Below are 20,742 nucleotides of genomic sequence, written 5' to 3' on the forward strand. Positions count from 1 at the left end.
CCCGCCGGTTTCCGCTAGACTCGGCGGGTGAAACTGACGGGCGCCCGTATGAACTTGCAGAAAGACATGATCGAGCCGCTGTCCGACGCGCGCGATGCCCCGCGCGATTCGGTCTGGGGCCGCATCCAGCGCGAGGCGCGGATCGCCGTGCGCGACGAGCCCCTGCTGGGCGCGCTGATCCATGCCGGGCTGCTGCATCATGCCACATTCGAGGCGGCGCTGGCCTATCGCTTTTCGCTGAAGCTCGCCTCGCGCGAGATGAGCGAGCAGATCCTGCGCGAGATCGCCGACGATGCCTTTGCCCGCGCGCCGGAACTGTCGGCGGCGGCGCAGGCGGACCTGCTGGCGGTCTATGACCGCGACCCGGCGACGCACCGGCTGATGCAGCCGATCCTGTTCTTCAAGGGCTACCAGGCGCTGCAAGCCTATCGCATCGGGCATTGGCTGTGGCAGCAGGGCCGCCGCGACATGGCCTATTTCGTGCAGATGCGCTGCTCGGAAGTGTTCGGCGTCGATATTCACCCGGCGGCGAAGATCGGCACGGGCGTGATGATCGACCATGCCCATTCCATCGTCATCGGCGAGACGGCGGTGGTCGGCAACGATGTGTCGATGCTGCATTCGGTGACGCTGGGCGGCACCGGCAAGGAGGATGGCGACCGCCATCCCAAGATCGGCAACGGCGTGATGATCGGCGCCGGCGCCAAGGTGCTGGGCAATATCCGCGTCGGCCATCATTCGCGCATCGCCGCCGGCTCGGTCGTCTTGGCCGAGGTGCCGCCCTGCAAGACCGTGGCCGGGGTGCCGGCGCGGATCGTGGGCGATGCGGGCTGCGCCGACCCGTCGAACACGATGAACCAGCTTCTGGGCCACGAAGACCTGTTCTAGAGCCAGTCGGCGTTGCCGCTGCCGGTCAGCTCGGCCAGCGTGAGGTTTTCGCGTGCGAGCCGTTGGTCGAGGTCGCGCGCGATCCGGGCGGCCAGCGAGAAGCCCTGGTAGACCAGCGCGGAATAGATCTGGACGGCCGAGGCGCCGGCCCGCAGCTTTTGCCATGCCTGCTCGGCCGAGCCGATGCCGCCGACGCCGATCAGCGGCACGCGGCCCTGCGTCTCGCGATAGAGCCGGGCGAGGATGCGGGTGGCGCGGTCGAAGAGCGGCGCGCCGGAGAGGCCGCCGGTTTCCCCGGAATGCGGCGAGGCGAGGCCGTCGCGCGAAAGCGTGGTGTTGGTGGCGATGATCGCATCGACCGGGGCGGCCAGCGCCACGGCGGCGATGTCGGCCAGCGCGGCATCGTCGAGGTCGGGGGCGATCTTGATGAACACCGGCGGGCGGTTCGGCAGCGCGTCGCGCGCCGCCAGCACGCCTTGCAGCAGGGCCGACAACGCCTGGGGGCCCTGGAGGTCGCGCAGCTTCTCGGTATTGGGCGAAGAGACGTTGACGGTCAGGAAATCGGCATGGGCGCCGGCAATGCGCACCACCTGCGCGAAATCGGCGCTGCGGTCGGCGCTGTCCTTGTTCGCGCCGATGTTCAGCCCGACCGGGATGCCCGGCGGGCGCTGGGCGAGCCGGTCGGCGATGGCCTGCGCGCCCTCGTTGTTGAAGCCGAAGCGGTTGATGATCGCGCGGTCCTGGGTCAGGCGGAACAGGCGCGGCCTGGGGTTGCCGGGCTGCGGGCGCGGGGTGGCGGCGCCGACCTCGACGAAGCCGAAGCCCGCGCGCATCAATGCGGGCAGGGCACGGGCGTTCTTGTCGTAGCCGGCCGCCAGACCCACCGGGTTCGGCAGGTCGAGGCCGGCGAGCTGCGTGCGCAGCCGGTCGGAGGTGACGGGCCAGCCCGGCAGCGGCACCAGCCCGAGCCGCAGGGCGAGGATCGAGAGGTCATGCGCGCGTTCGGGGTCCAGGCGATGCAGCGCGGCAAGGCCCAGCCGCTCGATGGGGGTCATGCGAGATCTCCGATGTCGTGGCCGGCGGGGCCGAGGGACAGGGGGCGGCTCCAGATCACGTCGCCCATGCGCAATTCGCGGTAGAGGTGCGGAAAGAGATCGCCGCCGCGCGAGGGTTCCCAGCGCAGCTCGGGCAGGGCGTCGCCGTCCAGCGCCAGCAGGTGCAGCCCGTCCTCGGCCGCGAAATGGCGCGACAGGGTGCCGGGCAGCTGCGCGGCGGTGGAGAGGTGGACATAGCCGTCCGCCAGGTCCACCGGCGCGCCGGCGCTGCGGCCCTGCCGTTGGAATGCCTGGAACTCGGCGGTGCGGAAGATCTTGTAAACCAGCATGGCGGGTTCATGCGTCGCGTGATGCGGGGCGTCAAGCGGCATCGCGTCGCCCCAACGGCTTCGCCAATTGACGCCGCGGCCGGCATCCCGCAATCTGCCGCCCATCCAGACATTCGGGGTGAGAGGGATCGAGATGAAACGCGGGCTCATGGTTTCGGCGGCGATCGTCGCGCTGTCTTCGGGCGCGGCGCAGGCGGGTTATACGCTGCATGTCCTGCATATCAACGATTTCCACAGCCGGATCGAGCCGATCAACGCCTATGACAGCACCTGCGACGCCGAGACCGAGGCGCAGGATGGGTGCTTCGGCGGCGTGGCGCGGCTGGCGACCAAGATCCGCGAGCTGCGCGACGGGCTGAAGGCCGAGGGCCAGAACGTGATCGTGCTGGACGCGGGCGACCAGTACCAGGGCAGCCTGTTCTATACGACCTACAAGGGCAAGGACACGGTCGAGTTCATGAACGCCATCGGCTTCGACGCCATGGCGGTCGGCAATCACGAATTCGACGACGGGCCGCAGGGGCTGCAGATCCTGGCGGAGGGCGCGAAGTTTCCGGTCGTCTCGGGCAACCTGGACCTGTCGCAATCGCCCGAGTTGAAGGACAAGGTCGGCGACGTGCTGGTGCTGGATGTCGGCGGCGAGCAGGTGGGCATCGTCTCGGCCCTGGCGATGGACACGCCCGAGACCGCCTCGCCGGGCGACAAGGTCATCTTCATGGACGACATGGACAGCCTGAAGGCCGACGTCCAGGAACTGACCGAGCAGGGCGTGAACAAGATCATCGCGCTGACCCATTCCGGCTACAGGCGCGACCAGGAATTCGCGGCCGAGGTGGCCGGGATCGACGCGGTCGTCGGCGGGCATAGCCATACGCTGCTGGGCCAGCTCGAAGGTGCCGCCGGTCCCTATCCGACCATGGTCAAGGGCGCGGACGGCACCGAGGTTCCGGTGGCGACCGCCTATGCCTATGGCAAATACCTGGGCCATCTGGTCCTGACCTGGGACGACGAGGGCAAGCTGGTCAAGGCCGAGGGGCAGCCGATCCTGCTGGACGGCTCGGTCGCGCCGGACGAGAAGCTGGCCGCGCGGGTCAAGGAGATGGCCGCGCCCATCGAGCAACTCAAGCAGAAGCGCGTGGCCGAGATCGCGGCGCCGATCGACGGCAGCCGGGAAACTTGCCGGGCGCGGGAATGCGAGATGGGCAGCCTGGTCGCCGACGCCATGCTGGCACGCGTCAAGGACCAGGGCATCACCATCGCGATCCAGAACGGCGGGGGCTTGCGCGCCTCGATCGCCGCGGGGGTGGTGACGATGGGAGACGTGCTGTCGGTCCTGCCCTTCCAGAACACGCTGTCCACGTTCCAGCTGAAGGGCGCGGACGTGGTCGCGGGGCTGGAAAACGGCGCGAGCCAGATCGAGGAGGGCGCCGGGCGCTTTGCCCAGGTCGCCGGGCTGAAATACACGCTGGATCCCTCGGCCCCGGCGGGCAGCCGGATCAGCGACGTGCAGGTGCGCGACGGCTCGGACTGGGTGCCGATCGATCCCGAGGCGGTCTATGGCGTGGTCTCGCAGAATTACATGCGCGCGGGCGGCGACGGCTACAGGGTCTTTGCCGAGAACGCGATGAACGCCTATGACTTCGGGCCGGATCTGGCGGATGTGCTGGCCGAATACCTGGCCAAGCAGGGGCCGGGCTTCGTGGCGCGGGTGGATGGCCGCATCACCGTGAAATGACAGGAACGCAAAGGGGCCGGGCATAAGCCCGGCCCTTTTTTGCGTTCGGGGGTCATCAGGACTTGGCTTCGTCGCCATCCGCCAGCGGCAGGGCTTCGCGCAGGAAGCGTTCGAAATCGTCCAGGTCCACCGGCTCGAACTGGCCGAAGCCCTGCATCCAGACCGAGGCGTTGCGCAGCCCGTCGGGTTCCAGCTTGCACCAGATGATGCGCCCGCGCCTTTCCTGCCGGATCAGTCCCGCGGCCGCCAGCACGGCGAGATGCTTGGAGATCGCCGCCAGGCTGACCTGGAAGGGCGCCGCCACATCCGTCACCGCCATGTCGTCTTCCAGCAGCATGCCAAGGATCGCCCGCCGGGTCGGATCGGCGAGGGCGGAGAAAATGGCGTCGAGGCTGGGTTGCTGTGCGGGCATCGGCTTTGCTTAACTTGCCGGTTGAATATGGAGCGGATGGCCACCGGACCGCAAGGCCGGGTTTCCGCGATGGGCGGCTTTCGCGGAAGCTTTGTTTTTCAATAGGTTGCAATTTCCGGGGCCTTGCTTGACTCGGGGGGCGCGAGTCCCTATCACCGCGCCAACCGATAACGGGGGTGTGAGCCGTGGCCGAGGACGACCATGACGCCGCGCGATCCCGAGACGCGGAGCGGCTGCGCGCGCTGGAGGCCCGGCTGGGTAAGAAGGCGGCGGACAAGCCGGCCTCGCGCGGGGAAGAGCATTTCAGCCAGGCCAACATGGCCTGGCGCATGGTGACCGAGCTGGTGGCGGGATTGGCCCTGGGCTTCGGGATCGGATACGGGCTGGACTATCTGACCGGCCTGCAGCCGGTCTTCATGGTGGTCTTCGTGCTGCTGGGACTGGCGGCCGGCATCAGGACCATGATGCGGACCGCGAACGAGATAGGCAAGACACCGGGACGTCCCGGCGACGACAAGGGTGAATGACGATGGCAGAAGAAGAAGCAGGTGGTCTGGTTTTCCATCCGATGGACCAGTTCGTCGTCAAACCGCTGTTTGGCGAAGGGCCGGTGAACTGGTACACGCCGACCAATGCGACGCTGTGGATGGCGCTGGCGGCGCTGGCGATCACCGCGCTTCTGGTCTTTGGCACCCGCGGCCGGGCCATCGTGCCGAACCGCGTCCAGTCCATCGCCGAGCTGCTTTACGGCATGGTCCACAAGATGGTCGAGGACGTGACCGGCAAGGACGGGCTGAAATACTTCCCCTATGTGATGACGCTGTTCTGCTTCATCCTGTTCGCGAACTTCCTGGGCCTGCTGCCGAAAAGCTTTTCGCCGACCTCGCATATCGCCGTGACGGCGGTGCTGGCGGTGCTGGTCTTTGTCGGCGTGACCGTGCTGGGCTTCGTCAAGAACGGCGCGCATTTCCTGGGCCTGTTCTGGGTCAGCTCGGCGCCCCTGGCGCTGCGCCCGGTGCTGGCTGTGATCGAGCTGATCTCGTATTTCGTGCGGCCGGTCAGCCATTCCATCCGACTTGCCGGCAACATCATGGCCGGCCACGCGGTGATCAAGGTCTTTGCCGCCTTCGCCGCCATTGCCGCCATCGCGCCGGTTTCGGTCGTCGCCATCACCGCCATGTATGGGCTCGAGGTGCTGGTGGCGCTGATCCAGGCCTATGTCTTCACCATCCTGACCTGCGTCTACCTGAAGGACGCGCTGCATCCGGCGCACTGAGCCGGGCAGCCAAGGTCTGAAACGAAAACCCTTTCCAAAAGCCTCAAGGAGCATGAACATGGAAAATCTGGGTCAACTGGGACAGTATCTCGGCGCCGGTCTGGCTTGCGTCGGCATGGCGGGCGCCGCCATGGGGGTGGGCAATGTCGCCGGCAACTACCTGGCGGGCGCGCTGCGCAACCCGTCGGCCGCTGCCTCGCAGACCGCCACGCTGTTCATCGGCATGGCCTTTGCGGAAGCCCTGGGCATCTTCTCGTTCCTGGTCGCGCTGCTGCTGCTGTTCGCAGTCTGATCCTTTTGCCATCCTTGCGGTTGGGTGGGGGCGTCACGCGCCCACCCGATTGTGAAACGACCGGCATGGGGTAGGATATGTTCAGCCTGTTGCAACAGACCGCGCCCGTCGTGGTCGAAGAATCTGAAACGGTGATCATCACCGAATCCGCCGAAGCGGCGGGTCATGGCGCCGATGCGGCCCATGCCGTGGCCGCGGCGGATGCAGCCCATGGCGCGGCTGGCCATGCCGCCAGCGCCCCCGGCATGCCGCAACTGGATTTCACCACCTTCGGCAACCAGATCTTCTGGCTGCTGGTCATCCTGGCGGTGATCTACTGGGTTCTGTCGCGGATCGCGCTGCCGCGCATCGGCGGCGTCATCTCGGACCGCCAGGGCGCCATCACCGGCGACCTGATGGCTGCCGAGGAATTCAAGCAGAAGGCCAAGGAGGCCGAGGCCGCCTATGACAAGGCGCTGGCCGACGCCCGCGCCGAGGCCGGCAAGATCGTGGCCGCCAACAAGGCCGAGATCCAGAAGGAACTGGACGCCGCCATCGCCCATGCCGATGCGGAAATCGCCGCGCGCGCGGCGGAATCCGAAAAGCGCATCGGCGAGATCCGCGCCTCGGCCATCGAGGACGCGCGCAATGTCGCCCGCGAGGTGACTGCGGCCTTGGTGGAGAATTTCGGCGGCAAGGTTGACCAGGGTCTGGTCGATGCGGCGGTCGACCAGCGACTGAAGGGGGCGCTGCAATGAAACGTCTGAGCGTTCTCTTTGCCCTGATGGCAAGCCCGGCGCTTGCGGCTTCGGGCCCGTTCTTCTCGCTGCGCAATACCGACTTCATCGTCACGCTGGCCTTCCTGCTGTTCGTCGGCATCCTGGTCTGGTTCCGCGTGCCGCAGATCGTCGGCGGCTTGCTGGACAAGCGTGCCGAGGGCATCCGCAACGACCTGGCCGAAGCCCGCCGCCTGCGCGAGGAAGCGCAGGAGATCTATGCGAGCTACGAGCGCCGCCAGCGCGAGGTCAAGGGCCAGGCGGACGAGATCGTCGCCAATGCCAAGCGCGAGGCGGTTTCGGAAGCCGAAAAGGCCAAGAAGGCGCTGCAACTGTCGATCGAGCGCCGGCTGAAGGCCGCCGAGGAACAGATCGCCAGCGCCGAGGCCGATGCCGTGCGCGCCGTGCGCGACCGGGCTATCCAGACGGCGATCGGTGCCGCGACCGAGATCCTGGGCAAGCAGGCCAGCCCGGCCGAGCGCAGCGCCGGCATCGACCAGGCCATCGAGGAAGTGGGCCGGCGGCTGAACTGAGGCTGCGGAATCGAACGAGAGGGGTGCGGCCAAGCATCCCCATGGGACAGTGACCGGACCCCCGAGGCGGAGACGCTTCGGGGGTTTTTCCTTTTCCGCCCATCGAGGGCGCAAAAGCAAAGGGCCGGCCGCCTTTCGGCTGCCGGCCCGCGCCTGGCGTCCCTGCCGCGATCAGCGGGTCGGGATGATCAGGATCTCCACGCGGCGGTTCTGCGCCCGGCCGGCAGCGGTGTCGTTCGAGGCGACCGGCTGGGTCGCGCCGCGGCCCATGGTGGTGAGGCGCGATTGCGACACGCCGCCGGCGCCCAGGATGCCCGCGACCGAACGCGCCCGGCGCTCGGACAGATCCTGGTTGTAGGCGGCCGAGCCGGTGCTGTCGGTATGGCCGACGATCTGGATACGGCTGTTGGGATATTGGTTGAGGTTGCGGGCGATGGTGTAGAGATCGTTCTGCCCCTGCGCCCCCACCGCCGCGGAATCGGTCGCGAACAGCGTGGTTTCCGGCATCACCACCGACAGATGGGTGCCGTGGTTCACGATCTGGATGTTCGGGTTGTTCAGCGATTGCTGCAACGCGCGCTGCTGCTGGTCCAGGATCGAGCCGCCGACGGCGCCCGCCGTCGCGCCGATGATCGCGCCCTTCACGGCGTTCGAGCGGCTTTCGCCGGCGCCGATCAGGCCGCCCACCACCGCGCCGGCGATGGCGCCCTGCTGGGTGCGGCTGGTCTGTTGGGGCTGGCCGTAGGGATCGGTCGGCGCGCAGGCGCTGATGGCGATCACGCCCGCCGAGGCGAGAAGCAGCGAAATACGGGTCTTCATTCCTTCACCTTTCTTTTCAGGGCGATCCTACGCCGCCTGTCCTTGCGACGCGGCCGGCCTTCCCGTCTCCGGGGGCCGGCGGCTGATGCCCAAACGCGGTCACATTGGCATGGGTTCCGGGCCAACTCCACAGGAATAGACGGGAAATCGAGGCACGCGGCTCACAAAGCGGCGATGGCGCGGGGCGCGATGCTCGCGCCTTCGCGCGCAAGCAGCGCGCGCTTTACCGCCTCGCCCCAATGATAGCCGCCGATGCGGCCGTCGGTGCGGGTCACGCGATGGCAGGGGATCGCCCAGGAGACCGGGTTCTGCCCGACCGCCGTGCCGACCGCGCGCAGGGCGTTCGGACGGCCGATGCGCTCGGCCAGCATGGCATAGCTGATGACCTGTCCCGGCGGCACTTCGGCCAGGGCACGCCAGACCTGCAACTGGAACGCGGTGCCGCCAAGGCGGACGGCGATCTCGCCCTCGCCGGCCAGCAGGGTCTGGATGGCGGGGGCCAGCGCCTCGGGGGCCTTGACCAGCCGGGCGCCGGGGAAGCGGGCGACCAGGTCGGCCTCGACCCGGTCCTCGGGCATGGGACCGGCAAAGCCCAGGGCCCAGAGCGCGCCGCCCGCCCCCAGCGCGACCACGGTGCCGAGCGGCGTCGGAAAGCGCCCGCGACAAAGCACCGCGCCGGCATGCTGGGCCGGCTGCGTGGTGATCGAGACCCGCAGCCCCGGCTGGGGCTGGGCAAGGGAGAAAAGCGTTCGTGTCATGCCTGACTCGCAATTGTCGCTGTGTCAGCCTAGCGCAACCGCGGGCCAAATCCATACGGGAAAGCTTGCGCATGGCGGCGGGGCAGGGCATCTGGGGGCGCATGGCACGCAGCACCCTTTCCCGCCTTCCCCCCGCCTTGCCCTATGCGGCCCAGGTCGCGATCTTTTCGCGCCTGCGCGAGGCCAATCCGCATCCCGTGACCGAGCTGCAATATGTGAATGCCTTCACCCTGCTGGTGGCGGTGGCGCTGTCGGCGCAGGCGACCGATGTCGGGGTGAACAAGGCGACCAAATCGCTGTTCCAGCGCGTGACCACGCCGCAACAGATGCTGGAGCTGGGCGTCGAGGCGCTGACCGAGGAGATCAAGACCATCGGGCTCTACCGCCAGAAGGCCAAGAACGTCATCGCCCTGTCGCGCCGGCTGGTCGAGGAATATGGCGGCGAGGTGCCGCAATCGCGCGCGGCGCTGATGACCCTGCCCGGCGTCGGGCGCAAGACGGCGAATGTCGTGCTGAACAGCGTGTTCAACTTTCCGGCGCAGGCGGTGGACACGCATATCTTCCGCGTCGGCAACCGCACCCGCATCGCGCCGGGCCGCGACGTCGAGGAGGTCGAGCGCGCCATCGAGGACAACGTCCCCGTCCCCTTCCAGCAGAACGCGCATCACTGGCTGATCCTGCACGGCCGCTATATCTGCCAGGCGCGGCGCCCGCGTTGCCGGATCTGCCCCATCGAAGATCTCTGCCCCTATGAGGAGAAGACCGAATGACCACCCCCTACGTGATCGGGATCGGCAATGCCGTGATGGATGTGATCGCGCCGACCTCGGATGCGACGCTGGCGCGGCTGGGGGTGGAAAAGGGCATCATGCAGCTGGTCGACCGCGCGCGATCCGAGTTCCTGATGGCGGCGCAATCGGCCGATCCGCAGGCGGGCAAGGCGCGGCTGGTGCCGGGCGGCTCGGTTGCGAACACCCTGGCGGGGCTGGGAATGCTGGGGCTGCGCACGGCCTTCATCGGCAAGGTGGCGGGCGATCCTCTGGGGCTGAGCTATGCCGAGCAGACCGAGGCGCAGGGCACGGTCTTCGTCAACCCGCCTGTGGCGGGGGACGTGGCCCCGACCTCGCGCTCGATCATCTTCGTGACGCCGGATGGCGAGCGGTCGATGAACACCTACCTGGGGATTTCCGGCGAACTGGGGCCCGACGACGTGAACCCCGCGACCTTCAGCGGCGCGGACTGGCTGTTCCTGGAAGGCTATCTCTTCGACAAGGACGCCGGCAAGGCGGCCTTCCTGAAGGCGGCCGATGCCTGCCACGCGGCGGGCGGGCAGGCGGGGATCGCGCTGTCCGATCCGTTCTGCGTCGACCGTCACCGCGCCGATTTCCGCCGGCTGGTGGCGGGGCCGATGGATTACGTCATCGGCAATGTCCACGAATGGCAGTCGCTCTATCAGGTCGAGGATCTGGAGGAGGCGCTGCGCCTGGCCTCGGCCGATTGCGGGACGGTGATCTGCACCCGCTCGGGCGAGGATGCGATCCTGATCCGCGGGGCCGAGCGGGTAACGGCGCCGGTGCATCGCGTGGTGCCGGTGGATGCGACCGGGGCGGGCGACCAGTTCGCGGCCGGGCTGATCTATGGGCTGGCCATCGGCGCCGACCTGGCGGCGGCGGGGCGGATGGGCTGCATCGCGGCAGCAGAGGTCATCGGCCATGTCGGCGCCCGGCCCGAAAGCGACCTGCGCGCGGCCTTCCGGGCCGAGGAACTGGCCTGATCGCGCCTTGGGGCGCGGTCCCTGGGGTATTTGGGCAACAGAGAAGTGCCGGAAGGGGGAACCCTTCGGCGCTTTTTCTTTGAGTATTCGGGAAACGGTGAAATGCCCTGGTTGCGGGTTTCCTGCCGGGGGTGCGGAATTGGCCCGGCGCCGGTTTTTCTCCGTTCTTCAAATACCCCGGCAACCGGGCGGACAAGGCTTAACCGGCCCTGCCCGCCGCGAGAGTTCAGGCAGCCTTGTTGCCGGCGCCGGTCCGGCCGTAGAAGCTTTCGCCTTTCGCGGCCATGTCCTTGAGCAGTTGCGGCGCGGCGAAGCGGGCGCCGAATTTCGCCGCCAGATCCTCGGCGATCTCGACCGCACGCGGGGCGCCCAGCATGTCGAGCCAGCCGAAGGGGCCGCCCGACCAGGGCGCGAAGCCCCAGCCGAGGATGGCGCCCACGTCGCCCTCGCGGATGTCCTCGAGCACGCCTTCCTGCAGGGCGCGGACGGCTTCCAGCGATTGCGCGAACATCAGCCGGTGCTGGATTTCGGTCAGCTCGGGCTGGGTGTCGGCTTCGGGCCATTCGGCGGCGAGGCCCGACCAGAAGCCCTGGCGCTTGCCGGCCTCGTCATAATCGTAGAAGCCGGCCTTGGTCTTGCGGCCCAGCCGGCCCTGGTCGGCGAGCCGGAAGATCACCTGGTCCACCGCCCCGTCCGGGTAGGCCTCGCCCATGGCCGCGCGCGTCGCCTTGGCGATCTTGACGCCCAGGTCGATCGAGGTTTCGTCCACCAGTTGCAGCGGTCCCAGCGGCATGCCCATCATCTTGGCCGCGTTCTCGATCAGCGTGGGGCTGACCCCTTCGGCCACCATGCGGATGCCCTCGTTGATATAGGGGATGATGCAGCGATTGGCGTAGAAGAAGCGCGCGTCGTTGACCACGATGGGCGTCTTGCGGATCTGGCGCACGAAGTCCAGCGCCTTGGCCACCGCGCGCGACCCGGTTTCGCGGCCCTTGATGATCTCGACCAGCAGCATCTTGTCCACCGGGCTGAAGAAATGGATGCCGATGAACTGGTCGGGCCGGGCGCTGGCCTTGGCCAGCTCGCTGATCGGCAGGGTCGAGGTGTTGGTGGCGAAGATCGCGTCCTGCGGGATCACCGCCTCGGCGCGTTTGGTGACTTCGGCCTTGACGGCGGGGTCTTCGAACACTGCCTCGACCACCAGGTCGCAGCCTTGCAGGGCGGCGTAATCGGTGGTGGGCGTGATGCGGGCAAGCACCTCGGCCTTCTTCTCTTCGGTGGATTTGCGGCGGCTGATCGCCTTGTCCAGCAGGCCCGTGGAATAGGACTTGCCGCGCTCGGCCGCCTCTTGCGTCGCATCGATCAGCACCACCTCGATCCCGGCCATGGCCGAGACATGGGCGATGCCGGCGCCCATCATGCCGGCGCCGAGGATGCCGAGTTTCCTGACCGTCTGGTCCGGCGCCTCGGGGCGGTTCGCGCCCTTCTCCAGCGCCTCCTTGTTGATGAAGAGGCTGCGGATCATCGCCGTGCTGGAGGGGTTCATCAGCACGTTGGTAAACCAGCGCGCCTCGATCTTCAGCGCCGTGTCGAAGGGCACCATGGCGCCTTCATAGACGGCGCTCAGCAGGGCCTTGGCCGCCGGATAGACGCCCAGGGTCTTGCCATGCACCATGGCGCTGGCGCCGACGAAGGTCATGAAGCCGGAAGGGCTATAGGGCTCGCCGCCCGGCATCTTGTAGCCCTTGGCGTCCCAGGGCTTGACCAGGTCGGCATCGCCCGCCTTCAGCACCCATTCGCGGGCGGCTTGCAGGGGGTCGGCAACGACCTCGTCGATCAGGCCGGCGGATTTCGCCTTGGCGGGGTCCGAGAGCTTGCCTTCCAGCAGGAAGGGCGCGGCGCCCATGGCGCCCAGCTTGCGCACCAGCCGGGTGGTGCCGCCGGCGCCGGGGAAGATGCCGACCATGATCTCGGGCAGGCCGATCCTGGCCTTCGGGTTCTCGGCGGCAAAGATGCGATGCGTGGCCAGCGGCAGCTCCAGCCCGATTCCCAGCGCCGTGCCGGGCAGGGCGGCTGCGATGGGCTTGCCGCCCTTTTTCGTCTTGGGGTCCATGCCGGCCAGCTCGATCTTGCGCAGCAGGTGGTGCAGCGTCATCACCCCGTCGAAGACCGCCTGCGCGCCGCCCTGCTTCATGCCGGCGATGACGTTCAGGTCCATGCCGGCGGCGAAGTCCTTCTTGCCGCTGGTGATGACGATGCCCTTCACGGCCGCGTCGGCCAGGGCCTCGTCGATCAGCGCGTTCAATTCGGCCGCGCCGTCCAGCGACAGCACGTTCATCGACTTGCCGGGCACGTCCCAGGTGATGATGGCGACGTCGTCGGCGCCTTTATCCATGGTGAAATCGGTCATCTTCCCCTCCGCTCAGACGCGCTCGATGATGGTGGCCGCGCCCATGCCGGACGCGATGCAGAGCGTGGCGAGGCCCACGGTCTTGTCCTGCCGCTCCAGCTCGTCGAGCAGCGTGCCGATGATGATGGCGCCGGTGGCGCCCAGCGGGTGGCCCAGGGCGATGGCGCCGCCATTGACGTTGACCACGGCGGGATCGACCTGGAAGGCCTGCATGAAGCGCAGCACGACCGAGGCGAAGGCCTCGTTCACCTCAAAGAGGTCGATGTCGCTGATCGCCATGCCTGCGTCGCGCAGGATCTTTTCCGTCACCGGCACCGGGCCGGTCAGCATGATGGTCGGGTCGGTGCCGATCTTGGCGGTGGCGCGGATGCGGGCGCGGGGCTTGAGCCCATGCGCCTTGCCGAATTCCGCATTGCCGATCAGCACGGCAGCGGCGCCGTCCACAATGCCCGAGCTATTGCCCGCGTGGTGGATATGCTCGATGCGGTCCAGATGCGGGTATTTCAGCATCGCCACCTTGTCGAAGCCGGGCATGGACTCGCCCATCTCCTTGAAGCTGGCCTTCAGCTTGGCCAGATCCTCCAGCGTGGTGCCGGGGCGCATGTATTCGTCGCGGTCGAGGATGGTCAGGCCGTTCTGGTCCCTGACCGGCACGATGGACCTGGCGAAGCGGTCCTCATCCCAGGCGATGGCGGCGCGGCGCTGGCTCTCGACGGCAAGGGCATCGGCCTCTTCGCGGGTAAAGCCGTATTCGGTGGCGATGATGTCGGCGCTGATGCCCTGCGGGACGAAATAGGTCTTGAAGGTCAGGCTGGGGTCCACGGCGATGGCGGCGCCGTCGCTGCCCATGGCGACGCGGCCCATCATCTCGACGCCGCCGGCGATATAGGCGTCGCCTGCGCCGCCCCTGACCTGGTTCGCGGCCAGGTTCACCGCCTCCATGCCCGAGGCGCAGAAGCGGTTGATGGCGAGGCCGGGGATCGACTCGTCCAGGTCGGATTCCAGCACTGCCGAGCGGGCGAGGCAGCCGCCCTGTTCCTTGACCTGGGTGACATTGCCCCAGATCACGTCCTCGACGGCATGGCCCTCGAGCCCGTTGCGCTCCTTGACGGCATTCAGCAGCCGGGCGGAAAGCGCGACCGAGGTGACTTCGTGCAGGCTGCCGTCCGGGCGGCCCTTGCCGCGCGGGGTGCGGGCGGCGTCGTAGATATAGGCTTCGGTCATGCGTCCTCCTTCGCGGCCCGGTCCGCGGGATTGCCGGGCATCAGGTCATAGGGATGTTTCCAGCCGGGCAGGGCCTGGATGCGGTCCAGCCAGGCGTCGATCCGGGGCCATTCGGCGCGGTCGAAGCCGAAGGGCTCGGGGTAATAGAGATAGCTGCAACAGGACAGGTCGGCGATGGTGGGCCGGTCGCCCGCCAGCCAGTCGCGCCCGGCCAGATGCCCGTCCAGCGTCTTCAGCGCCGCCTTGCAGCGCCCCTGCAGCCAGGCGATGACCTCGGCGGGGCGTTTCTCGGGCGGCAGGAAGTTCATCAGGAAGCGCAGCGTGCCGAATTGCGACGAGCCCTTGTGGTTGTCCCAGAACAGCCAGCGCAGGATCTCGCTCCGGTCGCCGTCCATGAAGCGCCCGGTCCTTTCGGCCAGGTGCAGCAGGATCGCGCCCGACTGGGCCAGGGTCAGGCCGTCCTCGACGTAGACCGGCGCCTCGCCCATCCCGTTCAAGGCGCGATAGTCGGCGCCGCGCATGGCGCCGCCGAAGAAATCCACGAAGACCGGCTGCCAGGGATGACCGGTCAGCTGCATCATCAGCGCCACCTTGTAGGAATGGCCGGATTCTCCGAAGCAGTGAAGCTGGGCGGTCATGCTGTTTCCTTTCCTTCGACTTGGCGCCGGGCTTCCCGGTCGCATGGGTATTTTTACAACGAAGAAGACGCGCCTTAACCTTGTCTTAACCGCTCCCTGCGAAACTCGGCGGTGCGGTACAGGCTGGGGAGCCGATGACCGCCAACGGAGAAGTCGCCCCGGTCATTTGGCCAAAACCTGTCCCGCCTGAACCGCGGGGGTGGCCGGGGCGCAACCTGCCGATTTCTTCGTTGCCCAAATACCCATGCGACCTTGCCGCCAGGCGCCCCCCTTGCCCGTTTCAGAACCGCCCTGCATCCAGCGCCATCACCGGCTCGGCGCCCGAGCGGATGCGGGCCAGATGCGCCGCGGTCATCGGCAGCTGTCGCGCCATGTAATAGCGGCCGGTCGCCAGCTTGGTCTCGTGGAAGGCCGGATCCTCGGTAGCGCCATCCAGCGCCGCCTTGGCCGCAGCCGCCATCCGCGTCCACATCAGCCCCAGCGCCACATGGCCGAAGAGGTGCATGAAGTCGTAGGAGCCCGCCAGCGCCGCGTTCGGGTTCTTCATGCCCTGTTCCATGAAGAACATCGCCGCCGATTGCAGATCCTTCGAGGCCGCCTTCAGCGGCTCGCAGAAGCCGGCCTTCAGCGCCGCGTCGCCCTCATGCGCCTTGATCTCGGCCTTGACCAGCTCGAAGAAGGCCATGACCGGCTTGCCGCCCTCGGCCGCGAGCTTGCGGCCGACGAGGTCCAGCGCCTGCACCCCGTTCGCGCCCTCGTAGATCATGGCGATGCGGGCGTCGCGGACGAATTGCGACATCCCCTGTTCCTCGATATAGCCGTGGCCGCCGAAGACCTGCTGGGCCTGCACCGCCGTCTCGAAGCCCTTGTCGGTCAGGAAGCCCTTGATCACCGGCGTCAGCAGCGAGACGAGGTCATGGGCCTCCTTGTCCTCGGCCAGAACGGCGCGGTCGATCAGATGCGCGCCCCAGAAGGCCAGCGCGCGGGCGCCCTCGAGGAAGCTTTTCTGGTCCATCAGGTTGCGGCGGATATCGGGATGCACGATCAGCGGATCGGCCGGACCCGCAGGGTTGGCATCGCCCGTCACCGCGCGGCCCTGCAGCCGGTCGCGGGCATAGGCGACGGCGTTCTGATAGGCGGCCTCGGCCACGGAATAGCCTTGCAGGCCGACGCCGATCCGGGCCTCGTTCATCATGGTGAACATGGCGCGCATGCCCTTGTGCAGCTCGCCCACGAGCCAGCCTTTCGCGCCGTCATAGTTCATCACGCAGGTGGCATTGCCGTGGATGCCCATCTTTTCTTCCAGGTTGCCGACCGAGACGGCGTTCCTGTCGCCCAGGGAGCCGTCCTCGTCGACCAGGAATTTCGGCACGATGAAAAGCGAGATGCCCCTGGTGCCCTCGCCCCCGCCCGGCGCCTTGGCCAGGACCAGGTGGATCACGTTTTGCGACATGTCGTGGTCGCCGGCCGAGATGAAGATCTTCTGCCCGGTGATCAGGTAGCTGCCGTCCTGCTGCGGCTCGGCCCTGGTGCGCAGCAGGCCCAGGTCGGTGCCGGCATGGGGCTCGGTCAGGTTCATGGTGCCGGTCCATTCGCAGCTGACCATCTTCGGCAGGTAGGTGGCCTTCTGCTGTTCGGTGCCATGGGCGTGGATGGCGGAATAGGCGCCATGCGTCAGGCCCTGATACATGGTGAAGGCCATGTTCGAGGCCGAGAACATCTCGCCCGCCGCCAGGCCGATCACATAGGGCATGCCCTGGCCGCCGTATTCCGGGTCGCAGTCGAGCGCGGTCCAGCCGCCCTCGCGCATCTGTTCGAAGGCTTCCAGGAAGCCCCTGGGGGTATGGACCACGCCGTTTTCCAGCGTGCAGCCCTCGCGGTCGCCGACGGCGTTCAGCGGCGCCAGCACCTCGGAGGCGAGCTTGCCGGCCGCCTCCAGCACGGCCTGGGTGAAGTCGCGGTCAAGATCGCCGTAACCCGGCAGATCCTGGTTCGAGATGTCCAGCACGTCATGCAGCACGAATTGCATGTCGCGGATGGGCGCGGAATAGGTGGTCATCGGTCCTCCCGAAAGTTCGCCCTCAGGCGTCGGATTTCAGTCTTTGCAGCGCGGCCTCGCCCTCGGCGATCTGCTGGCGCAGCTCGGCGATGGCTTCGCCCAGTTCGCGGTGCTGCCGCTCCATGTCGGCAAGCCGGTCGCGGGCGGTGGCGAGCGTGGCTTCGGTCTGGGTGATGTTGCGTTCGGCCGGGTCGTAAAGCTCCAGCAATTGCCGGATCTGCTCCAGCGAGAAGCCGAAGCGCTTGCCGCGCAGGATCAGGGTCAGCCGGGCGCGGTCCGAGCGGCCGTAAAGCCGATGCTGGCCGCGGCGCTGCGGAAACAGCAATTCGCGGGATTCGTAGAATCGCAGCGTGCGCGGCGTGACGTCGAAGGCGTCGCACATCTGGCGGATGGTCAACAGCTCGTCGCCCATGGCCGATCCTCTCCCCTTGGCACATTCACTTGCCGGGGAATATAGGTCGAGTTGACGTGCGCGTAAGGGGGGACGTGGCGTCAGCGCCCGGCTCAGCCCCTTTTCGCCGTCCCGGCGCCGTTCTGGCCCGCCCCGTCCTGGCCCGCGCCATCCTGGCCCATGCCGTCCAGGATCGCGACGGTGTCGTTGCGCAGGGCCAGCAATTCGGTCATCGAGGCTTCGAGCTCGTCGCGCTGCTGGCGCAGCACCTCGAGCTGGCGGTCGGCCAGCTCGATCCAGACGCGATACTGCTCCTGCGTGCCCTTTTCGCCATAGATCAGCAGCCATTGCCGGATGTCCTCGAGCGAGAAGCCGAAGCGGCGGCCGCGCAGGATCAGCTTCATCCGGGCGATCTCGCGCGGGCCGTAGAAGCGCGAGCGGCCTTCCTTGCGGGGGCTGAGCAGCTCGATGTATTCGTAATAGCGCAGCGTCCGGGGCGTCACGTCGAACCGTGCGCACATTTCCTTGAAGCCAATGTATTCGCTATCGGACATCGGATGAACTCTATGCTGCGGTTGCGGCGCAGCCTAGCGCGGGGGCGGATCAAACTCAACCATTGGTCGGGCGGGCTTGCCTGCGGGTCGCGGGCTGCTACCATTGCCGCCTGCAAGCCAAGCAAGAGGCCAGGGGCATGAGCGAACCGTCGCCAGAGGACGAGCTTGAACAACGCCGGCGCATCGCGCGCCAGTTCATCGAGGTGATCCCCCATGCGCGGGCGCTTGGCATGCGGCTGGACCAGCTTTCCGCCGAGGGGGCCGAGATCTCGTTGCCTTGGCGCGAGGATCTGGTCGGCGATCCGCGCAGCGGGGTGATCCATGGCGGGGTGATCTCGGCCCTGATGGACACGTGCAGCGGCGCGGCGGTGATGGCGCATCCGACCGGGGCGCGCTCGACCGCGACCATCGACCTGCGCATCGACTACATGCGCGCGGCGACGCCCGGCCAGACCATCCGCGCCAAGGCAAGCTGCTATCACATCACCCGCTCGGTCGCCTTCGTGCGCGCCTGGGCGATGGATGACGACGAATCCCGGCCCGTGGCCTCGGCCACCGGCGCCTTTACCGTCGAGAGGTGACATGGCCCCGCGCAACGAACCCCTCGACGCCATCAAGTCGCGGCGCAACAACACGCTGAACGCGCTGGTTTCCAGCGTGCCCTATATCCGCTGGCTGGGCATCGGCTTCGACCGCCGCGGCGACGAACTGACCGCCGTGCTGCCCTTTGACGAGAAGCTGATCGGCAACCCGATGCTGCCGGCGATCCATGGCGGGGTGACGGCCGCCTTCCTGGAGGTCACGGCCATCGTCGAGCTGACCTGGACCGCGATCTGGGAAGACATGGAGCAGGGCCGCATCGCCCCCGACGCAGCCGTGCCCGAAAGCCTGCCGCGCCTGCCCAAGACCATCGACTTCACCGTGGACTACCTGCGTTCCGGCCTGCCGCGCGACGCCTATGCGCGGGCGCGGGTGGTGCGCTCGGGGCGGCGCTATGCCAGCGTGCATGTCGAGGCCTGGCAGGACCAGCGCCAGAAGCTGCTGGCCCAGGCGACCGGGCATTTCCTGATGCCGCAGGATGGCTGAGGAGCATGGCTGAGACGCTGGCCGGCCGGTCGGGGAACCGGGCCGAGGCCGATCTCTCGCACCGCCGGGTGCTGGCCATCGCCCTGCCGGTGGTGCTGTCGAACGCGACGATTCCCATTCTTGGCGCGGTGGATACCGGCGTCATCGGCCAGCTGGGCGAGGCCGCGCCCATCGGTGCGGTGGGGCTGGGCGCGGTGATCCTGACCTCGGTCTACTGGATCTTCGGCTTCCTGCGCATGGGCACCTCGGGGCTGGTGGCGCAGGCGCATGGCGCGGGCGACGATGGCGAAGCCGGCGCACATCTGCTGCGGGCGCTGGGGATCGGGCTGGCGGCGGGGCTGGTCTTCATCCTGGCGCAGGGGTTGCTGTTTGCCGGCGCCTTCCGGCTGGCGCCGGCCTCGGCCGAGGTCGAGGCGCTGGCCCGGCAATACCTGGCGCTGCGTATCTGGGGGGCGCCGGCGACCATCTCGCTTTACGCCGTTACCGGCTGGCTGATCGCCACCGAGCGGACGCGCCGGATCCTGGCGCTGCAATTGCTGATGAACGGGCTGAACATCGTCCTGGACCTGTGGTTCGTGCTGGATCTGGGCTGGGGCGTGCGCGGCGTCGCGGGCGCGACGCTGATCGCGGAATGGTCCGGCCTGGCGCTGGGGCTGTGGTTTGCGCGCGATGCCCTGCGCGCGGCGATCCGGCGCGCCGGGCTGCTGGCGCGCGAGCGGATCGAGGAACTGGCGCGGGTGAACGGCGACATCCTGATCCGGTCGGTGCTGCTGCAAGGGTCGTTCACCACCTTCATGTTCCTGGCCGCGGGGCAGGGCGACGTGACGCTGGCCGCCAACCAGGTGCTGCTGCAATTCCTGTCCATCGTCGCCTATGGTCTGGACGGCTTCGCCTTTGCCGCCGAATCGCTGGTCGGGCAGGCGGTGGGCGCGCGCCGGCCCGACCGGCTGCGGCAGGCGGCGCGGCTGACCTCGGCCTGGGGCGTCCTGGGCGCGGGGCTTTTGTCGGCGGTGTTCCTGCTGGGCGGGCCGGCGATCATCGACCTGCTGACCACCGCGCCCGAGGTGCGGGCCCAGGCGCGCGCGTTCCTGCCCTGGCTGGTCGCGGCGCCGCTGGTCGGCATCGCCTCGTGGATGCTGGACGGCATCTTCATCGGCGCCACCCGCACGCGCGAGATGCGCGACGCCATGCTGGTCGCGGTCGGGATCTATGCGGTGCTGGTGGCGGTGCTGCCGCCGATCTGGGGCAACCATGGGCTTTGGGCGGCGCTGATGGCGCTGAACGCGCTGCGCGGCCTGACCATGTGGCGGCTTTATCCCAGGGTCGTGGCGGCGGCGGGCTGAGATGCGGAACGCCCCGGAAGCCGGGGCGTCGGCGTCTTGCGAAAGCTCAAAGCTCGTTGATGATCTGTTCGCGCGCGGTGACGCGCAGCTCGGCCATCTTGGCGCGGATGGTGGCCTCGTCGGCCTGGCCGGCCAGGTCGGCCGCCAGCTTGCGGAACACGTCCTCGTCGCCCGGCTCGTCGAAATCCGAGGTGACGACGGTCAGCGCATAGGCGCGGGCATCGTCGCCCGTCTTGCCCAGAAGGCCGGCCGCCCATTCGCCCAGCAGGCGGTTGCGCCGCGCCTCGGCCTTGAAGTTCAGTTCCGCATCATGGGCGAATTTCGCCTCATGCGCGCGCTCGCGGTCGTCAAAAGTGGTCATGGCGGCCTCCGGCTTGGGATTATCCCGTGGATATTGCGCAGGATATGCCC

24 protein-coding genes are annotated in these 20,742 nt (G+C 68.0%); 12 read left to right on the forward strand and 12 right to left on the reverse strand.

Annotated elements, in window-relative coordinates; translation table 11 throughout:
• The first annotated feature begins 48 nt into the window (after nucleotides 1-48).
• Entirely contained in the window at nucleotides 49-888 is an 840-nt protein-coding gene (cysE, locus tag E3U25_RS10210; protein WP_114537672.1) for a serine O-acetyltransferase, read from the forward strand.
• Here the strand turns inward: cysE and E3U25_RS10215 are convergent.
• Nucleotides 885-1,943 (reverse strand): quinone-dependent dihydroorotate dehydrogenase, encoded by a 1,059-nt coding sequence (locus E3U25_RS10215; protein ID WP_116220481.1) that lies wholly within the window; start codon nucleotides 1,941-1,943, stop codon nucleotides 885-887. The two genes, cysE and E3U25_RS10215, sit on opposite strands and share 4 nt — an antisense overlap.
• Nucleotides 1,940-2,272 (reverse strand): DUF952 domain-containing protein, encoded by a 333-nt coding sequence (locus E3U25_RS10220; protein WP_072462128.1) that lies wholly within the window; start codon nucleotides 2,270-2,272, stop codon nucleotides 1,940-1,942. The genes E3U25_RS10215 and E3U25_RS10220 overlap by 4 nt, the downstream gene beginning before the upstream one ends.
• 133 nt (nucleotides 2,273-2,405) lie before the next feature.
• Between E3U25_RS10220 and E3U25_RS10225 the strand changes: the two genes are divergently transcribed.
• Nucleotides 2,406-4,007, forward strand: a complete 1,602-nt coding sequence (locus E3U25_RS10225; protein ID WP_116220480.1) for a bifunctional metallophosphatase/5'-nucleotidase — start codon at nucleotides 2,406-2,408, stop codon at nucleotides 4,005-4,007.
• A 55-nt stretch (nucleotides 4,008-4,062) separates the two neighbouring features.
• On the opposite strand, the gene E3U25_RS10230 is transcribed toward E3U25_RS10225, so the two are convergent.
• The gene (locus E3U25_RS10230; RefSeq protein ID WP_036756246.1) at nucleotides 4,063-4,419 is read right to left on the reverse strand and encodes an ArsR/SmtB family transcription factor; all 357 of its coding nucleotides are present in this window, start codon (nucleotides 4,417-4,419) and stop codon (nucleotides 4,063-4,065) included.
• Between the two features lie 185 nt (nucleotides 4,420-4,604).
• Here E3U25_RS10230 and E3U25_RS10235 point away from each other — a divergent pair, with 185 nt between their 5' ends.
• The 5 genes from E3U25_RS10235 (at nucleotide 4,605) to E3U25_RS10255 (ending at nucleotide 7,275) form a co-directional block, all read left to right on the forward strand.
• Complete coding sequence (locus tag E3U25_RS10235) at nucleotides 4,605-4,946, forward strand: AtpZ/AtpI family protein (RefSeq protein ID WP_036756244.1); 342 nt, start codon at nucleotides 4,605-4,607, stop codon at nucleotides 4,944-4,946.
• A 2-nt stretch (nucleotides 4,947-4,948) separates the two neighbouring features.
• Entirely contained in the window at nucleotides 4,949-5,695 is a 747-nt protein-coding gene (locus E3U25_RS10240) for a F0F1 ATP synthase subunit A (RefSeq protein ID WP_036756242.1), read from the forward strand.
• A 58-nt stretch (nucleotides 5,696-5,753) separates the two neighbouring features.
• The gene (locus E3U25_RS10245; RefSeq protein WP_010394077.1) at nucleotides 5,754-5,987 is read left to right on the forward strand and encodes a F0F1 ATP synthase subunit C; all 234 of its coding nucleotides are present in this window, start codon (nucleotides 5,754-5,756) and stop codon (nucleotides 5,985-5,987) included.
• Between the two features lie 77 nt (nucleotides 5,988-6,064).
• On the forward strand, nucleotides 6,065-6,724 hold the full coding sequence (locus tag E3U25_RS10250; protein WP_181180816.1) for a F0F1 ATP synthase subunit B': 660 nt from the start codon (nucleotides 6,065-6,067) through the stop codon (nucleotides 6,722-6,724).
• The gene (locus E3U25_RS10255; protein ID WP_036756240.1) at nucleotides 6,721-7,275 is read left to right on the forward strand and encodes a F0F1 ATP synthase subunit B; all 555 of its coding nucleotides are present in this window, start codon (nucleotides 6,721-6,723) and stop codon (nucleotides 7,273-7,275) included. The genes E3U25_RS10250 and E3U25_RS10255 overlap by 4 nt, the downstream gene beginning before the upstream one ends.
• A gap of 171 nt (nucleotides 7,276-7,446) precedes the next feature.
• Here E3U25_RS10255 and E3U25_RS10260 read toward each other — a convergent pair whose 3' ends face one another.
• Entirely contained in the window at nucleotides 7,447-8,094 is a 648-nt protein-coding gene (locus E3U25_RS10260; RefSeq protein WP_114537670.1) for a YiaD family glycine zipper/OmpA-like lipoprotein, read from the reverse strand.
• A gap of 161 nt (nucleotides 8,095-8,255) precedes the next feature.
• Nucleotides 8,256-8,852 (reverse strand): methylated-DNA--[protein]-cysteine S-methyltransferase, encoded by a 597-nt coding sequence (locus E3U25_RS10265; protein ID WP_114537669.1) that lies wholly within the window; start codon nucleotides 8,850-8,852, stop codon nucleotides 8,256-8,258.
• Nucleotides 8,853-8,953: 101 nt separating this feature from the next.
• On the opposite strand from E3U25_RS10265, the gene nth reads away from it, so the two are divergent.
• Both nth and E3U25_RS10275 read left to right on the forward strand, forming a co-directional pair.
• Nucleotides 8,954-9,622: an endonuclease III gene (gene nth, locus E3U25_RS10270; protein WP_051419489.1), complete on the forward strand. Its 669-nt coding sequence runs from the start codon at nucleotides 8,954-8,956 to the stop codon at nucleotides 9,620-9,622.
• Entirely contained in the window at nucleotides 9,619-10,626 is a 1,008-nt protein-coding gene (locus E3U25_RS10275; protein ID WP_036756234.1) for an adenosine kinase, read from the forward strand. The genes nth and E3U25_RS10275 overlap by 4 nt, the downstream gene beginning before the upstream one ends.
• A gap of 226 nt (nucleotides 10,627-10,852) precedes the next feature.
• Here the strand turns inward: E3U25_RS10275 and E3U25_RS10280 are convergent, their stop codons facing one another.
• The 6 genes from E3U25_RS10280 to E3U25_RS10305 form a co-directional block, all read right to left on the reverse strand.
• On the reverse strand, nucleotides 10,853-13,036 hold the full coding sequence (locus E3U25_RS10280) for a 3-hydroxyacyl-CoA dehydrogenase NAD-binding domain-containing protein (RefSeq protein WP_116220479.1): 2,184 nt from the start codon (nucleotides 13,034-13,036) through the stop codon (nucleotides 10,853-10,855).
• Nucleotides 13,037-13,048: 12 nt separating this feature from the next.
• Nucleotides 13,049-14,260: an acetyl-CoA C-acetyltransferase gene (locus E3U25_RS10285; RefSeq protein ID WP_116220478.1), complete on the reverse strand. Its 1,212-nt coding sequence runs from the start codon at nucleotides 14,258-14,260 to the stop codon at nucleotides 13,049-13,051.
• The gene (locus E3U25_RS10290; RefSeq protein ID WP_116220477.1) at nucleotides 14,257-14,898 is read right to left on the reverse strand and encodes a glutathione S-transferase family protein; all 642 of its coding nucleotides are present in this window, start codon (nucleotides 14,896-14,898) and stop codon (nucleotides 14,257-14,259) included. Before E3U25_RS10290 ends, E3U25_RS10285 begins: the two co-directional genes overlap by 4 nt.
• A 280-nt stretch (nucleotides 14,899-15,178) precedes the next feature.
• Nucleotides 15,179-16,957, reverse strand: a complete 1,779-nt coding sequence (locus E3U25_RS10295) for an acyl-CoA dehydrogenase C-terminal domain-containing protein (RefSeq protein ID WP_116220476.1) — start codon at nucleotides 16,955-16,957, stop codon at nucleotides 15,179-15,181.
• A 22-nt stretch (nucleotides 16,958-16,979) separates the two neighbouring features.
• Nucleotides 16,980-17,369 carry a MerR family transcriptional regulator gene (locus E3U25_RS10300; protein WP_036756222.1) on the reverse strand — a complete coding sequence of 130 codons (390 nt, stop codon included), beginning with the start codon at nucleotides 17,367-17,369 and terminating at the stop codon, nucleotides 16,980-16,982.
• Nucleotides 17,370-17,461: 92 nt separating this feature from the next.
• A complete protein-coding gene (locus E3U25_RS10305; protein ID WP_036756220.1) occupies nucleotides 17,462-17,902 on the reverse strand; it encodes a MerR family transcriptional regulator in 441 nt (146 codons plus the stop codon).
• Between the two features lie 137 nt (nucleotides 17,903-18,039).
• Between E3U25_RS10305 and E3U25_RS10310 the strand changes: the two genes are divergently transcribed.
• The 3 genes from E3U25_RS10310 to E3U25_RS10320 are packed head-to-tail and all read left to right on the forward strand — an operon-like array spanning nucleotide 18,040 to nucleotide 20,331.
• On the forward strand, nucleotides 18,040-18,483 hold the full coding sequence (locus E3U25_RS10310) for a PaaI family thioesterase (protein WP_036756218.1): 444 nt from the start codon (nucleotides 18,040-18,042) through the stop codon (nucleotides 18,481-18,483).
• Between the two features lies 1 nt (nucleotide 18,484).
• The gene (locus E3U25_RS10315) at nucleotides 18,485-18,988 is read left to right on the forward strand and encodes a PaaI family thioesterase (protein ID WP_116220475.1); all 504 of its coding nucleotides are present in this window, start codon (nucleotides 18,485-18,487) and stop codon (nucleotides 18,986-18,988) included.
• Nucleotides 18,989-18,993: 5 nt separating this feature from the next.
• Complete coding sequence (locus tag E3U25_RS10320; RefSeq protein ID WP_116220474.1) at nucleotides 18,994-20,331, forward strand: MATE family efflux transporter; 1,338 nt, start codon at nucleotides 18,994-18,996, stop codon at nucleotides 20,329-20,331.
• 46 nt (nucleotides 20,332-20,377) lie between these two features.
• Here the strand turns inward: E3U25_RS10320 and E3U25_RS10325 are convergent, their stop codons facing one another.
• Nucleotides 20,378-20,692: a DUF1476 domain-containing protein gene (locus E3U25_RS10325; RefSeq protein ID WP_116220473.1), complete on the reverse strand. Its 315-nt coding sequence runs from the start codon at nucleotides 20,690-20,692 to the stop codon at nucleotides 20,378-20,380.
• Nucleotides 20,693-20,742 lie beyond the last annotated feature (50 nt).

Origin of the sequence: Paracoccus versutus (assembly GCF_029909795.1) — a bacterium.
Classification (GTDB): Bacteria; Pseudomonadota; Alphaproteobacteria; order Rhodobacterales; family Rhodobacteraceae; genus Paracoccus; species Paracoccus versutus.